The sequence below is a fragment of the Enterobacter cloacae complex sp. P2B genome (assembly GCF_014895985.1).
Classification (GTDB): domain Bacteria; phylum Pseudomonadota; class Gammaproteobacteria; order Enterobacterales; family Enterobacteriaceae; genus Enterobacter; species Enterobacter bugandensis.
On the sequence record NZ_JADBQQ010000001.1, the window covers coordinates 77,335 to 90,479 of the forward strand.

Here is a 13,145-nt window from a genome sequence, read left to right on the forward strand (position 1 = left end):
CCTATGGGGAGAGGGTTAGAGTGAGGGGAATAATCAGTACCCCGCCGTCAAATCATCCACCGAACGCGAATCCGACGCGCCAAACAGCGCGCCGTCTGGCCCCACCATAATGCTCTGGGTGCTGCCCATCGCCTCTTTCACCGCAACCTTCTGTCCGCGCTGCTCCAGCAGCTTGATGGTGTCCGGGCTAAAGCCCTTCTCCACGCGCAGCTCGTCCGGCAGCCACTGATGATGGAAACGCGGCGCATTGGTCGCCTCGGCGACGTTCATGCCAAAGTCGATGCTGTTCACCACCATCTGTAGCACGGTAGTTATGATGCGGCTCCCGCCAGGGCTGCCGGTCACCAGCCAGGTTTTCCCGTCTTTCACCACGATGGTTGGCGACATGGACGACAGCGGACGCTTCTTCGGCCCCACCGCATTCGCATCGCCGCCGACCAGTCCGTAGACGTTCGGCACGCCCGGCTTGGCGGAGAAGTCATCCATCTCGTTGTTCAGCAGAATGCCGCTGTTGCCCGCTACGATCCCGGTACCAAAGGTAGTGTTGAGCGTGTAGGTCACCGCCACCGCATTGCCGTCTTTATCCACCACCGAGAAGTGGGTGGTCTGGTTGCTTTCATACGGCGCCAGCTTGCCGGGGCGGATCTCGCTCGACGGCTTAGCCTTGTTGATGTCGATCTGATCGGCAATGGATTTTGCATACGCCTTGTTGGTCAGCGCCTGCCACGGCACCTTCACGAAGTCCGGATCGCCGAGGTATTCCGAGCGGTCGGCATAGGCGCGTTTTTCCGCCTCCGCCATCACCTGCATGGCATCCGCGCTGCCGAAGCCGAACTTGTGCATATCAAAGTTTTCAAGAATATTGAGGATCTGCACGATGTGAATGCCCCCGGAGGACGGCGGCGGCATGGAGAACACCTCGTAGCCGCGATAGGTGCCGCTAATCGGCTCGCGCTCCACCGCCCTGTATTCCGCCAGATCCGCTTTGGTGATAAGCCCGCCGTTCTTCTGCATCTCTTCGGCAATCTGGTCGGCAATCGCCCCTTTGTAGAACGCGTCCGGGCCGTGCTCCGCAATCAGCTCCAGGCTTTTGGCGAGATTCTTCTGTACCAGCTTATCGCCCTTCTTCAGCGGCTCACCGTCCTTCCAGAAGATCGCCTTGCTGCTTTCGTGATTGGGAATGACTTCACTGCCGTAGGTCTTGAGGTCGTCCGCCAGGGCGTCATTGACCACAAAGCCCTCCCGCGCCAGCCTGATGGCAGGCTGCACCACCTTGTTCAGCGGCATCGTGCCGTATTTTTCCAGCGCCAGCGAGAAGCCCGCAACGGTGCCCGGCGTGCCGGAGGCGAGGTGCGAGGTCAGGGATTTTTTACTGTCCGGGTTCCCCTGGTCGTCGAGGAACATATCGCGGGACGCCTGAGAAGGCGCCATTTCGCGGAAGTCGATGGCCGTAGTTTTGCCGTCTTTGGTGCGCAGCATCATAAAGCCGCCGCCGCCCAGATTCCCTGCCTGCGGATGCGTTACCGCCAGCGCGTACCCGACCGCGACCGCCGCATCCACCGCGTTACCGCCCTGCTTAAGAATATCAACGCCCACTTGGGTCGCCAGCGCGTCAACCGAGGCCACCATGCCGTGCGTGGCCCGCACGGGGTGAAAAACATCCTCCTCCACGCCGTAAGAGACGGGAGGAGCGGCGGGCGGGTTGGCCGCCACGGTAAATGTGCCGCCTGCCATCAGCGCGGCGATGGCGACCCAGCGCAAGAAGGTTGGTTTCATCATTATTGTTCTCCAGGTGAAGGGATCCATATTCCCCGCTTAAGCCTGGTTCACAACTCCTAAAAAATCATCGTCATGGTGAAATCAGGGTAAACTTAAGAGAGGCCTCAAGAGGAGGAAATGACAATGAAACGCTTGATGATTATTGCGGCGCTAATCCCGTTTGCCGCGCTCGCACAGCCACTCAACACCATGAATAACCCGAACCAGCAGGGTTACGTTATCCCGAGCCAGCAGCGTATGCAGACCGAGATGATGAGCCAGCAACAGCAGCAGAAAGGGATGCTCAATCAGCAGCTGAGAACGCAGACCCAGATGCAGCAGCAGAGCCTGCAAAACCAGATGAACGCCAACACCCAGCGCGTGCAGCAGGGACAGGTGCGCGAGCAGCCGCTGCCAAATAAAAACGGCGGGATGTTAGGGGGCGGGATGTCGCAAAGCAGCGGTCAGCAGCATATGCTGCCGACCCAGCAGAACGGCAGTATGCTCAATAAATAAATTTCGGGCCGATCTGGTCAATCGCATCGGTACAGATACTGTCCACGCCCCAGCGCAGCAGCTCGGCTGCGCGCTGGGGTTTGTTAACGGTGTAGACCAGAATATGCAGACCCGCGTCTTTCAGCATTTTCACCCGCGCCTCATCCAGCAGCTTGTGGTTCAGATGGATAGAGACGCAGCCTAAGCGGCCCGTCAGTTCACGCCAGTCTTCACGCCACTCGTCCAGCAGCAGCCCGCGCGGCAGCTCAGGTACAGCTGCCTGTGCGGCCTCCAGCGCGTCGATGTCAAACGACGACAGCAGCGGCGCGGTCATGCCTTCCCACAGCTCGCGCGCGGCAAGGGCAATCACTTTGCCCGTCAGCGGCCCGGTGCCGGTGGTCGGTTTGATTTCGATGTTCGCCATCATGCCGTGCTGGCGACAGCGATCGGCCACTTCCGCCAGCAGAGGCAGAGGTTCGCCTTTGAACTCGCCGCTGTACCAGCTTCCGGCGTCCACCTTCAGCAGATCGCGCCACGGCAGTTCACCCGCCACGCCCCAGCCGTTGCTGGTGCGTTCAAGATTGTCGTCATGCAGCAGGAAAATTTCGCCGTCCTTCGACAGCTTGGCGTCGAACTCGATCATCGTGTGGCCGTAGCGCGCGCCGACATCGATCGCCGCCAGGGTGTTTTCCGGGGCCAGCTTACCGCCGCCGCGGTGGGCGACGACGTGGGGATAAGGCCAGTTGCTCATACTCGTTGTCCTGTTTCACCGTCAAAAAGGTGCAGATGGTTTTCCGGCAGGTGGAGCCACAGCGTGCTGCCCGCTTTCGGGCGCTCCTGATGCGCCAGGCGCACCACCATTTTTTGCTCGCCCCAGCGCCCATGCGCCAGGTTATCTGCACCCAACATCTCCAGCGTGTCCATCACCAGCGGCACGCCGCCGTCCGCCTGTGAGGTTAAACCAATATGCTCGGGGCGGATACCGAGCGTCATCTTACGCCCGGCGTAGCCACGATAGTACCAGTTGATCGGCAGCGCCATCCCGCTTTCCAGTTCAAAGTGGGTGCCCGCGCTGCTGATGCGCCCTTCCAGCAGGTTCATCGCCGGGCTGCCGATAAAGCTCGCCACAAAGCGGGTGGCCGGTTTTTCGTACACTTCCACCGGGGTGCCAATCTGCTCGGCAACGCCTTTGTTCATCACCATTACGCGCTGGGCGAGAGTCATGGCTTCGACCTGATCGTGGGTCACGTACAGAGACGTTGTTTTCAGACGACGGTGCAGCTGCTGCAGCTCAAGGCGCATCTGCACGCGCAGCTTGGCGTCGAGGTTAGACAGCGGCTCGTCGAACAGGAATACCGCCGGGTCACGCACGATGGCGCGCCCCATTGCCACGCGCTGGCGCTGGCCGCCGGAGAGCTCGCGCGGGCGGCGCTTCAGCAGGCCGTCGAGTTCCAGAATGCGGGCGGCTTCTTTCACGCGCTCCTCGATATGGCCTTTGCCCATGCCGCGAATTTTCAGCCCCCAGGCCATGTTCTCCTCCACGCTCATGTGCGGATAGAGGGCGTAGTTCTGGAACACCATCGCGATGCCCCTGTCTTTCGGCTCCATCTCGGTGACGCGCTGGCGGTCAATCCAGATGTCCCCAGATGTGACGCGCTCCAGCCCCGCCACCATGCGCAGCAGCGTGGACTTCCCGCAGCCGGACGGGCCGACCATCACGATAAATTCGCCGTCCGCCACGTCGAGCGTCAGCGGCTGAATGACCTGGGTTTTACCGTCCCAGCTTTTGGTAACTGCCTGAAGTTTTAAACCTGCCATCTTATTTCTCGCTATCGACCAGGCCGCGGACAAACGCGCGCTGCATGGCTAAAACAATGACTACGGGTGGGATTAGGGTGAGCAGCATCGCCGCCATCACCTGGTTCCAGAGGGTGGTGCCTTCACCGGTGGCAATCATGCCTTTGATGCCCGCCACGGCGGTGCCGAGGTTGACGTCCTGAATAATCAGCAGCGGCCACAGGTACTGGTTCCAGCCGTAGATAAAGGTGATCACAAACAGCGCCGCAAGGTTGGTTTTCGACAGCGGCAGCACGATGTCGCGGAAGAAGCGCATCGGGGAGGCGCCGTCGATGCGCGCGGCCTCAATCAGCTCGTCCGGCAGGGTCATAAAGAACTGGCGGAACAGGAAGGTGGCGGTCGCCGAGGCCATCAGCGGCAGGGTTAAGCCCGCGTAGCTGTCCAGCATCTTCAGGTTGGCAATCACCTCCACCGTCGGGAAGATACGCACCTCCACCGGCAGCATCAGGGTGATGAAAATCATCCAGAAGAACAGGTTACGCAGCGGAAAGCGAAACCAGACAATGGCGAAGGCCGAGAGCATCGACACCGTAATTTTGCCAACCGTAATGCCGAACGCCATGATGAAGCTGTTGAGCATCATCAGCCAGAACGGCGCGCTGTTGGCGCCCACGCCCTGGGTCCAGATGGTTTTCATGTTCTCGAAAAGATGCCCGCCCGGGATCAGCGTCATCGGCGTGTCGAACACCGCTTTGGTGTCCAGCGTGGCGGCGACAAAGGCCACGTAAAGCGGGAACAGGATGACGATAATCCCTAAAATCAGCATGGTGTGGCTGAAAATCGTCAGCCCGCGACGGTTCTCAATCATTGGTAGCGCACCTTACTTTCAACATAGCGGAACTGCACCACCGTGAGGATGATGACGAGGAACATCAGCACCACCGACTGCGCGGCGGAGGCCGAGAGATCCAGCCCGGCGAAGCCTTCACGGTAGATCTTATAGATAAGCGTGGTGGTTGCCTGGACCGGGCCGCCTGCAGTGGCGGCGTCAATCACCGGGAAGGTGTCGAAGAAGGCGTAGACGAGGTTAACCACCAGCAGGAAGAAGCTCACCGGGGCGATCAGCGGCAGCGACAGCCTGAAGAAGCGCCGAATCGGCCCTGCGCCGTCAATCGCGGCGGCCTCCACCAGCGAGCGCGGGATGGACTGCAGCGCGGCAAAGAAGAACAGGAAGTTATAGCTGATCTGCTTCCACACCGAGGCGAACACCACCAGGAACATCGCCTGACCGCTGTTCTGGGCGTGGTTCCAGTCGTAGCCGAACTCTGCCAGGAAGTGAGTAATCAGCCCGCGTCCGGGGTTAAACAGGAAGATCCACAGCACAGCGGCAACGGCGGGGGCCACGGCGTAAGGCAGCAGCATCAGGGTCTGATACAGGCGGCTGCCGCGCACCACGTAGTCCACCAGCGCGGCGAAAAACAGCGAGGCAACAAGGCCGCTCACGGTCACCAGCGCGCTGAACCTGATCGTCGTCCAGAAGGAGTCCAGGTAGTAGCTGTCATGGAATAGCGCGGTAAAGTTGTCCAGCCCGACGAACTGGCTGGAGAGCCCGAACGGATCGACGCTTTGTACCGAGTACCACAGCGCTTCGCCCGCAGGCCAGATAAAGAAGATAACGGTGATGACCAGCTGAGGCGCGACCAACAGGTACGGCAGCCAGCGGGAGCGAAACACCGGACGGGATGAGGACATGGAGATTGGGTTCCTGAACAATGCCGGGTGGCGGCTGCGCCTTACCCGGCCTGGATGGGGCACGTCGTAGGCCCGGTAAGCGCAGCGCCACCGGGCGAATCACAAATTACGATTTCGTCGACTGCTCAAAGCGGCGCAGCAGCTGATTCCCGCGCTCTACTGCGGAATCCAGCGCCTGCTGTGGCGTTTTCTTCCCGGTCCACACGCTTTCCAGCTCTTCATCCACGATGGTGCGGATCTGCGGCATGTTGCCCAGACGGAGGCCTTTAGTGAACGGCAACGGCGGCTTGTTCAGCATCTGACGCGTCGCGATGTCCGCACCCGGGTTTTTGCTGTAGAAGCCCTGCTCGCGGGTCAGATCGTACGCGGCTTTGGTGATCGGCAGGTAGCCGGTCTTCTGGTGCCACTCGGCGGCATTTTCCGGCTTCGCCAGGAAGTCGAGGAACTCGGCGACGCCTTTGTAGGTGCCCTTATCTTTACCCTGCATCACCCACAGGCTCGCCCCGCCGATGATGGCGTTCTGCGGCGCGCCTTTTACGTCGGCGTCGTACGGCATCATGCCCACGCCGTAGTTGAATTTGGCGTAGTGGCGGATATCCGCCAGCGAGCCGGACGAGGCGGTGGTAATGGCGCAGTCGCCGTTGTAGAACTTCTCGGTGGATTCGTCTTTACGCCCGAAGTAGCTGAAGTCGCCCTTCTTGTTCAGATCGGCAAGCAGCGCAATGTGCTTCACCTGCTCCGGTTTGTTGAACTCGAGTACCGCATCGGTGCCATCGAAGCCGTTGTTTTTGGTGGCAACCGGCAGGCCGTGCCAGGCGCTGAAGTTCTCAATCTGGATCCAGCCCTGCCAGCCGCTGGCGTAGCCGCACTTCATGCCCGCCGCTTTCAGCTTCGCGGTGTATTCGGCCAGGTCCTGCCAGGTTTTTGGCGGCTGCTCCGGATCTAAACCGGCTTTTTTGAAGGCGTCTTTGTTGTAGTACAGCACCGGTGTGGAGCTGTTAAACGGCTGGGACAGCAGGTGACCGGTTTTGGAATCGGTGTAGTAACCCGCTACGGTCGGCACGAACTGGGATTCATCGAAGTTGATGCCCGCCTCTTTGAACACTTCATACACCGGCTTGATGGCTTTGGAGGCCATCATGGTGGCGGTGCCCACTTCATAAACCTGTAACAGCGCAGGCGCGTTACCGGTACGGAAGGCGGCGATGCCCGCGCTCAGGCTCTGCTCGTAGTTACCTTTGTACACCGGCACAATTTTGTAATCCGGATGGGTGTCGTTGAAACGCTGCGCCAGGGAGTCAACCTCTTTACCCAACTCCCCTTCCATGGAATGCCAGAACGGAATAGTGGTCACAGCCATTGCGTTCGTCGCAAAAGCCAGACCCAGTGCCAGACCCAAAGCTGTGTGTCGTAACGATGTCATTGTCATCTCTCTTATTGTGCCGGATGCGCGATATCACGCGTTTTATGCTCGCGAGGTAACATGACATGCTCGAATGACAGAAAAATAACTGTTTGTTTACAGATAAGTGACAGTAAAGGGTCAGGGGGATGATGGTTGTGTGAAGGGAATTAGGTGCATGATTGGGTGCGGTCTGGTGCCCTCACCCCGGCCCTCTCCCACAGGGAGAGGGAGAAAACACTAAAAAAGGCAACTTGCGTTGCCTTTTTGCTTTTATCTAACCGCCTAAATACGCGCTCCGCACCGCTTCGTTCGCCAGCAGCGCGTCGCCGGTGTCTTCCAGCACCACGCGGCCGTTCTCCAGCACGTAGCCACGGTCAGCGAGCTTCAGCGCCTGGTTGGCGTTCTGCTCGACGAGGAAGATGGTCATCCCCTCTTTACGCAGCTGCTCGATGGTGTCGAAGATCTGCTGGATGATGATCGGCGCCAGGCCGAGCGACGGCTCGTCCAGCAGCAGCAGGCGCGGCTGGCTCATCAGCGCGCGGCCAATCGCCAGCATCTGCTGTTCACCGCCGGACATGGTGCCCGCACGCTGAATGCGGCGCTCCCACAGGCGCGGGAAGAGTTCGTACACCCACTTGATGCGGGTCTGGTATTCATCGCGGTGAGCGAAGAACCCGCCCATCGCCAGGTTCTCTTCCACCGTCATGCGGGAGAAGACGCGGCGCCCTTCCGGGACAATCGCCACCGCCTCACGCATGATTCTGGCGGTCTGCCAGTCGGTAATGTCTTTACCATCGAACACAATCCGACCGCTGGTGGCGCGCGGGTCGCCGCACAGGGTGCCGAGCAGCGTGGTTTTGCCCGCGCCGTTGGCGCCAATCAGGGTGACGATTTCACCCTGATTGATGTGCAGGCTGACGTCGTGCAGCGCCTGGATCTTGCCGTAGTGCGCATTGACCTTGTCGAACGTTAACATCGCTTTTTCCATCTTATGCCTCACCAAGGTATGCGCGGATCACGTCCGGGTTGTTGCGGATCTCTTCCGGCGTGCCGTTTGCCAGCGGCGTGCCCTGGTTAACCACGTAGATACGGTCCGAAATACCCATCACCAGCTTCATGTCGTGCTCAATCAGCAGGATGGTGGTGTCGTGATGATCGCGCAGCTCGGCAATCAGCTCGTCCAGCTCTTTGGTCTCTTTCGGGTTGAGGCCCGCCGCCGGTTCGTCGAGCATCAGGATCTCCGGCTGGGTCACCATGCAGCGCACAATCTCCAGTCGACGCTGGTCGCCGTAGGCCAGGTTGCTCGCCTGACGGTTGGCGTGCTGCAGCAGGCCGATGCGGTCGAGCCAGGTGGCGGCACGATCGAGCGCCTCCTCCTGCGCGCGGCGGAAGGCCGGGGTTTTCAGCAGGCCGGAGAACAGGCCGGTTTTCAGCTGCTGATGCTGTGCCACCAGCAGGTTCTCAATCACCGTCATCTCGCGGAACAAACGCACGTGCTGGAAGGTACGTACCACGCCCATGCGGGCAATCTGCTGGCCCGGCAGCCCTTCCAGGTGCTGGTCGCGCAGCATGATGGTGCCGCCCGTCGGCTTGTAGAAGCCGGTCAGACAGTTAAAGACCGTGGTTTTCCCCGCGCCGTTCGGGCCAATCAGGGAGACGATCTCTTTTTTATGCAGGTCCAGGTTCACGTTGTTGACCGCCAGCAGGCCGCCAAAACGCATCATCAGACCGTTTACGGATAATAATGGCTGACTCATGCCTGCTCTCCTTTCGCTTCCACATTCTTAAGCTTCAGCTGTGGACGCGTCATCGGCAGCAGACCCTGCGGACGCCAGATCATCATCAGCACCATCAAACCACCCAGCATCAGCATGCTGTATTCGTTAAAGTCGCGCATCAGCTCGCGAGAGACCACCAGCAGGATGGCCGCGAGGATAACGGCGAACTGCGAGCCCATCCCGCCGAGTACCACAATCGCCAGCACAAAGGCCGATTCGGCAAAGGTGAACGACTCGGGGCTGACGAAGCCCTGACGCGCGGCGAACAGCGTGCCGGCGAAACCGGCAAACGCGGCGCTGATGGTGAACGCGGTCAGCTTGATGCGGGTCGGGTTCAGGCCCAGAGAGCGGCAGGCGATCTCATCTTCGCGCAGCGCTTCCCACGCTCGGCCCAGCGGCATGCGCAGCAGGCGGTTGATCACGAACAGGGTGATGACCACCAGCAGCAGCGCCACCAGATAGAGCCAGATCACGCGGTCGGACGGGTCATATTTGATGCCAAAGAAGTTGCTGAAGGTATCCCAGCCGCCTTCGCGGGCGGTACGGCTGAACTCCAGGCCAAAGAAGGTCGGTTTTGGGATCTGGCTGATGCCGTTCGGGCCGCCGGTCACTTCGGTGTTGTTGAGCAGCAGGATACGGACGATTTCACCGAAGCCTAAGGTCACAATCGCCAGGTAGTCACCGCGCAGGCGCAGCACCGGGAAGCCGAGCAGGAAGCCTGCGGCGGCAGAGACCAGCCCCGCCAGCGGCAGGCAGGTCCAGAAGCCCAGGCCGTAATAGTGGTTCAGCAGCGCAAAGGTATACGCGCCGATAGCGTAGAAACCGCCGTAGCCCAGCACCAGCAGGCCGGACAGCCCCACCACCACGTTCAGACCGAGGCCGAGGATCACGTAAATCATGGTCAGGGTGGCGATGTCCACCGTGCCGCGCGACACCATAAACGGCCACGCCACGGCAGCCACCAGCAGCGCCACGAGGAACAGCTTCTGTTTTACCGTTGTACCGTCGATCGCCGGCAGGACGAATTTCGGTCCGGAGACATTTTTCAGCGTCTTCTGGAACAGCGGGCGCAGCAGCTGGAACAGGAACACCACGGCGGTGCCGATAAAGACCCACTGCCAGCGAATATCAGCTGCAGTATCGACAACGAGTTTGGTGCCATTCAGCTCAAGCTGGACGCCCATAAAGACGCTGGCCAGCACGAAGAACATGGCGGCAGAGAGCAGCGCCATAGCAAAATGCATCGGTTTCATACTTTCTCTACCTCCGGACGGCCCAGAATACCGGTAGGCATCACCAGCAGAACCAGAATCAGCAGGGCAAACGACACCACGTCTTTATATTCGGTGCTCAGATACGCCGAGGAGAGCGCTTCCGCCACGCCCAGGATCAGGCCGCCGATCATCGCGCCAGGGATACTGCCGATGCCGCCCAGTACCGCCGCGGTGAAGGCTTTCATCCCGGCCATAAAGCCGATGTACGGGTTAATTACGCCGTAAAACTGGCCGAGCAGCACGCCAGCCACCGCCGCCATCGCCGCGCCAATCACGAAGGTCAGGGCAATTATGCGGTCGGTGTTGATGCCGAGCAGGCTCGCCATCTTCAGGTCTTCCGCGCACGCGCGGCAGGCGCGTCCCATGCGGGAGTAGCGGATGAACAGGGTCAGAGCGAGCATGGCGACAAAAGTTACGACCCAGATCACCAGCTGCATCGTGGTAATAGAGGCAGAGAAGTTTTCGCTGGCCCCCACAATCCACTGGCCGTTAAACAGGCTTGGCAGCGCCACGTCGCGCGAACCTTCAGTCAGGCTGACGTAGTTTTGCAGGAAGATCGACATCCCGATCGCGGAAATCAGCGCAATAAGACGCTTGGAGCTGCGCACCGGCCGGTAGGCCACGCGCTCGATGCTCCAGCCGTAGGCGCTGGCGATCACGATCGCACCGACAAACCCGGCGGCGACCAGCAGCCAGCTGCTGTCGATGCCCATCATCATCAGCGCGGCGATAATCATAAAGGAGACGTAGCTACCGATCATGTACACCTCGCCGTGGGCGAAGTTGATCATGCCGATAATGCCGTAAACCATCGTATAGCCGATGGCGATCAGCGCGTAGGTGCTTCCCAGCGTGACGCCGTTAAACATCTGCTGCAAAAAGTAGAGAAACTGCTCGGACATATGCAAACCTTTTTATACCCGCCCGGTGAGCCGGGCGGTGGGATAATTATTTGGCGACCGAGGACGAACCGTCGGCGTGCCACTTAAAGACACCAAACTCAAATCCCTTCAGATCGCCTTTCTCATCCCAGTTCAGCGGCCCAATCACGGTGTTCGCCCCGTGTGCTTTTAAATCTTTCACCAGATCCAGTGGCTCTTTGCTGCCGGTACGCTCCAATGCGGTTGCCAGAGACTGCACTGCCGCGTAGGTGATCCAGACGTATGGACCACTCGGATCTTTCTTCTGCGCCTTGAGCGCATCCACGATAGCCTTGTTGGCCGGATCCTGGTCATAACGTTTTGGCATCGTCACCAGCATGCCTTCGGCAGAATCCCCTGCGATGTTTGACAGGGAGGCGTTGCCCACGCCCTCTGGCCCCATAAACTGGGTTTTCAGACCGGTGGCGCGCGCCTGGCGCAGCATCTGGCCCATTTCCGGGTAGTAGCCACCGTAGTAGACGAAGTCGATGTTCTCTTTTTGCAGACGGGCGATCAGCGCGGAGAAGTCTTTTTCGCCTGCGGTAATGCCGTCGAAGAAGACGATGTTCGCGCCGCCTTTTTTCAGGCCGTCCTGCACGGAGCGCGCCAGGCCTTCGCCGTACTGCTGCTTGTCATGAATGATGGCGATACGCTGTGGCTTAACGGTCTCGAGGATGTATTTGGCCGCGGTTGGCCCCTGGGAGGAGTCCAGCCCGGCGGTACGCATGATGTGCTGGTAGCCGCGCTGGGTCAGCTCCGGGTTGGTGGCGCCCGGAGTGATCATCAAAATACCTTCGTCTTCGTAGATATCGGACGCGGGCTGGGTGGAGGATGAGCACAGGTGGCCGATGACGTACTGAATCCCGTCGTTGACGATTTTGTTGGCGACCGCAACGGCCTGTTTCGGATCGCAGGCGTCGTCATACTCCACGCCCACCAGCTTGTCGCCCTTGATGCCGCCTTTGGCGTTGATGTCTTTGATGGCCTGACGCGCGCCGTTAAACTCCATGTCACCCCACTGGGCAACAGGGCCGGACATCGCACCGACTACCGCAACTTTAATCTCTTCCGCCATGGCCGCATGCGAGATCGCCAGTGCAACCATTCCCGCGATAAATGTCTTCGCGTTCCTTTTCATCTCAGAATCCCCATTCGTGATGTCGTGTTTATATTTTGTTTTATTATGGTTAAAAAGCATTCTGTACTTTTAATGAACAACGCTATTTTTACCAGTGCCTTTAATGGTTTAGCGCAGTTTTTGTCAAAAACCAGACTAAAATCTCTATTTTTCAGGCGATTAAGGAAAGATAATATTCTGAAATCAGGCAGAGATAAACAAATAAAAGTGCAGTTTGCAGCATAAAATAACGGTACAAAGCGCCGAATAAATCACTGCCATTCAGGTTAAAATTCTGCTTATTTTTCGATCCATGTGTTTTCACACTGCCCATTGCATTGCTAAAAAACTAATCACCTGGTTAATGAGAATAAAAAGAGGAAGCCGCTGAGTGAATAAATTGAGTACACTGCCTCTACTCAATTTGATTTGGACAAGCTGCTAATGAAACTGACTATCGTGCGTCTGGTGACCTTTAGCGACCAGGATCATATCGACCTGGGCAAGATCTGGCCGGAATATTCCCCTTCGTCGCTGCATGTCGACGAGAACCATCGCATTTATGCCGCGCGCTTCAACGAGCGCCTGCTGGCCGCGGTTCGCGTGACCCTGAGCGGCACGGAGGGAGCGCTGGACTCGCTGCGCGTACGTGACGTGACCCGTCGTCGCGGTGTGGGACAGTATTTAATTGAAGAAGTGATCCGCGAAAACCCGAACGTAAACTCATGGTGGATGGCCGACGTGGGCGTGGAAGACCGCGGCGTGATGGCAGCGTTTATGCAGGCGTTAGGGTTTACGGCGCAGGAGAGCGGGTGGGAGAAGCGTTTGGGATGAATTGTGCGGTGCGGC

General features: G+C 59.1%; 13 protein-coding genes. 2 read left to right on the plus strand and 11 right to left on the minus strand.

Annotated features, from left to right (window positions below):
• Positions 1-33: 33 nt before the first annotated feature.
• The gene (gene ggt, locus IM313_RS00375) at positions 34-1,779 is read right to left on the minus strand and encodes a gamma-glutamyltransferase (protein ID WP_192972045.1); all 1,746 of its coding nucleotides are present in this window, start codon (positions 1,777-1,779) and stop codon (positions 34-36) included.
• Positions 1,780-1,902: 123 nt separating this feature from the next.
• Here ggt and IM313_RS00380 point away from each other — a divergent pair, with 123 nt between their 5' ends.
• Positions 1,903-2,274: a DUF2756 family protein gene (locus tag IM313_RS00380; RefSeq protein WP_045260950.1), complete on the plus strand. Its 372-nt coding sequence runs from the start codon at positions 1,903-1,905 to the stop codon at positions 2,272-2,274.
• Here the strand turns inward: IM313_RS00380 and ugpQ are convergent.
• The 10 genes from ugpQ to livK all read right to left on the minus strand — a co-directional run bounded on the left by ugpQ (position 2,264) and on the right by livK (position 12,317).
• The gene (gene ugpQ / locus IM313_RS00385) at positions 2,264-3,004 is read right to left on the minus strand and encodes a glycerophosphodiester phosphodiesterase (RefSeq protein ID WP_069733686.1); all 741 of its coding nucleotides are present in this window, start codon (positions 3,002-3,004) and stop codon (positions 2,264-2,266) included. The genes IM313_RS00380 and ugpQ overlap by 11 nt on opposite strands.
• Positions 3,001-4,071 carry a sn-glycerol-3-phosphate import ATP-binding protein UgpC gene (locus tag IM313_RS00390; RefSeq protein WP_028015154.1) on the minus strand — a complete coding sequence of 357 codons (1,071 nt, stop codon included), beginning with the start codon at positions 4,069-4,071 and terminating at the stop codon, positions 3,001-3,003. Before IM313_RS00390 ends, ugpQ begins: the two co-directional genes overlap by 4 nt.
• Before the next feature lies 1 nt (position 4,072).
• On the minus strand, positions 4,073-4,918 hold the full coding sequence (ugpE, locus tag IM313_RS00395; RefSeq protein ID WP_028015153.1) for a sn-glycerol-3-phosphate ABC transporter permease UgpE: 846 nt from the start codon (positions 4,916-4,918) through the stop codon (positions 4,073-4,075).
• Positions 4,915-5,802 (minus strand): sn-glycerol-3-phosphate ABC transporter permease UgpA, encoded by an 888-nt coding sequence (gene ugpA / locus IM313_RS00400; RefSeq protein WP_047366851.1) that lies wholly within the window; start codon positions 5,800-5,802, stop codon positions 4,915-4,917. Before ugpA ends, ugpE begins: the two co-directional genes overlap by 4 nt.
• Positions 5,803-5,908: 106 nt before the next feature.
• Positions 5,909-7,225 (minus strand): sn-glycerol-3-phosphate ABC transporter substrate-binding protein UgpB, encoded by a 1,317-nt coding sequence (ugpB, locus tag IM313_RS00405; RefSeq protein WP_023310025.1) that lies wholly within the window; start codon positions 7,223-7,225, stop codon positions 5,909-5,911.
• Between the two features lie 256 nt (positions 7,226-7,481).
• Positions 7,482-8,195, minus strand: a complete 714-nt coding sequence (gene livF, locus IM313_RS00410) for a high-affinity branched-chain amino acid ABC transporter ATP-binding protein LivF (RefSeq protein ID WP_008500102.1) — start codon at positions 8,193-8,195, stop codon at positions 7,482-7,484.
• Position 8,196: 1 nt separating this feature from the next.
• Positions 8,197-8,964: a high-affinity branched-chain amino acid ABC transporter ATP-binding protein LivG gene (gene livG, locus IM313_RS00415; RefSeq protein ID WP_028015149.1), complete on the minus strand. Its 768-nt coding sequence runs from the start codon at positions 8,962-8,964 to the stop codon at positions 8,197-8,199.
• Positions 8,961-10,238 carry a high-affinity branched-chain amino acid ABC transporter permease LivM gene (locus IM313_RS00420; RefSeq protein ID WP_045631383.1) on the minus strand — a complete coding sequence of 426 codons (1,278 nt, stop codon included), beginning with the start codon at positions 10,236-10,238 and terminating at the stop codon, positions 8,961-8,963. The genes livG and IM313_RS00420 overlap by 4 nt, the downstream gene beginning before the upstream one ends.
• Complete coding sequence (gene livH, locus IM313_RS00425; RefSeq protein WP_048998298.1) at positions 10,235-11,161, minus strand: high-affinity branched-chain amino acid ABC transporter permease LivH; 927 nt, start codon at positions 11,159-11,161, stop codon at positions 10,235-10,237. Before livH ends, IM313_RS00420 begins: the two co-directional genes overlap by 4 nt.
• 46 nt (positions 11,162-11,207) lie before the next feature.
• A complete protein-coding gene (livK, locus tag IM313_RS00430; RefSeq protein WP_028015146.1) occupies positions 11,208-12,317 on the minus strand; it encodes a high-affinity branched-chain amino acid ABC transporter substrate-binding protein LivK in 1,110 nt (369 codons plus the stop codon).
• Positions 12,318-12,740: 423 nt separating this feature from the next.
• On the opposite strand from livK, the gene panM reads away from it, so the two are divergent.
• Complete coding sequence (panM, locus tag IM313_RS00435; RefSeq protein WP_028015145.1) at positions 12,741-13,130, plus strand: aspartate 1-decarboxylase autocleavage activator PanM; 390 nt, start codon at positions 12,741-12,743, stop codon at positions 13,128-13,130.
• Positions 13,131-13,145 lie beyond the last annotated feature (15 nt).

What these genes read in the sequence shown, in the direction of transcription:
- IM313_RS00390 (WP_028015154.1), bottom strand. Translation starts at nt 4,071, where the DNA reads ATGGCAGGTTTAAAACTTCAGGCAGTTACCAAAAGCTGGGACGGTAAA.
- ugpQ (WP_069733686.1), bottom strand. Translation starts at nt 3,004, where the DNA reads ATGAGCAACTGGCCTTATCCCCACGTCGTCGCCCACCGCGGCGGCGGT.
- panM (WP_028015145.1), top strand. Translation starts at nt 12,741, where the DNA reads ATGAAACTGACTATCGTGCGTCTGGTGACCTTTAGCGACCAGGATCAT.
- ugpB (WP_023310025.1), bottom strand. Translation starts at nt 7,225, where the DNA reads ATGACATCGTTACGACACACAGCTTTGGGTCTGGCACTGGGTCTGGCT.
- ugpA (WP_047366851.1), bottom strand. Translation starts at nt 5,802, where the DNA reads ATGTCCTCATCCCGTCCGGTGTTTCGCTCCCGCTGGCTGCCGTACCTG.
- ugpE (WP_028015153.1), bottom strand. Translation starts at nt 4,918, where the DNA reads ATGATTGAGAACCGTCGCGGGCTGACGATTTTCAGCCACACCATGCTG.
- livF (WP_008500102.1), bottom strand. Translation starts at nt 8,195, where the DNA reads ATGGAAAAAGCGATGTTAACGTTCGACAAGGTCAATGCGCACTACGGC.
- livG (WP_028015149.1), bottom strand. Translation starts at nt 8,964, where the DNA reads ATGAGTCAGCCATTATTATCCGTAAACGGTCTGATGATGCGTTTTGGC.
- IM313_RS00380 (WP_045260950.1), top strand. Translation starts at nt 1,903, where the DNA reads ATGAAACGCTTGATGATTATTGCGGCGCTAATCCCGTTTGCCGCGCTC.
- IM313_RS00420 (WP_045631383.1), bottom strand. Translation starts at nt 10,238, where the DNA reads ATGAAACCGATGCATTTTGCTATGGCGCTGCTCTCTGCCGCCATGTTC.
- livH (WP_048998298.1), bottom strand. Translation starts at nt 11,161, where the DNA reads ATGTCCGAGCAGTTTCTCTACTTTTTGCAGCAGATGTTTAACGGCGTC.
- ggt (WP_192972045.1), bottom strand. Translation starts at nt 1,779, where the DNA reads ATGATGAAACCAACCTTCTTGCGCTGGGTCGCCATCGCCGCGCTGATG.
- livK (WP_028015146.1), bottom strand. Translation starts at nt 12,317, where the DNA reads ATGAAAAGGAACGCGAAGACATTTATCGCGGGAATGGTTGCACTGGCG.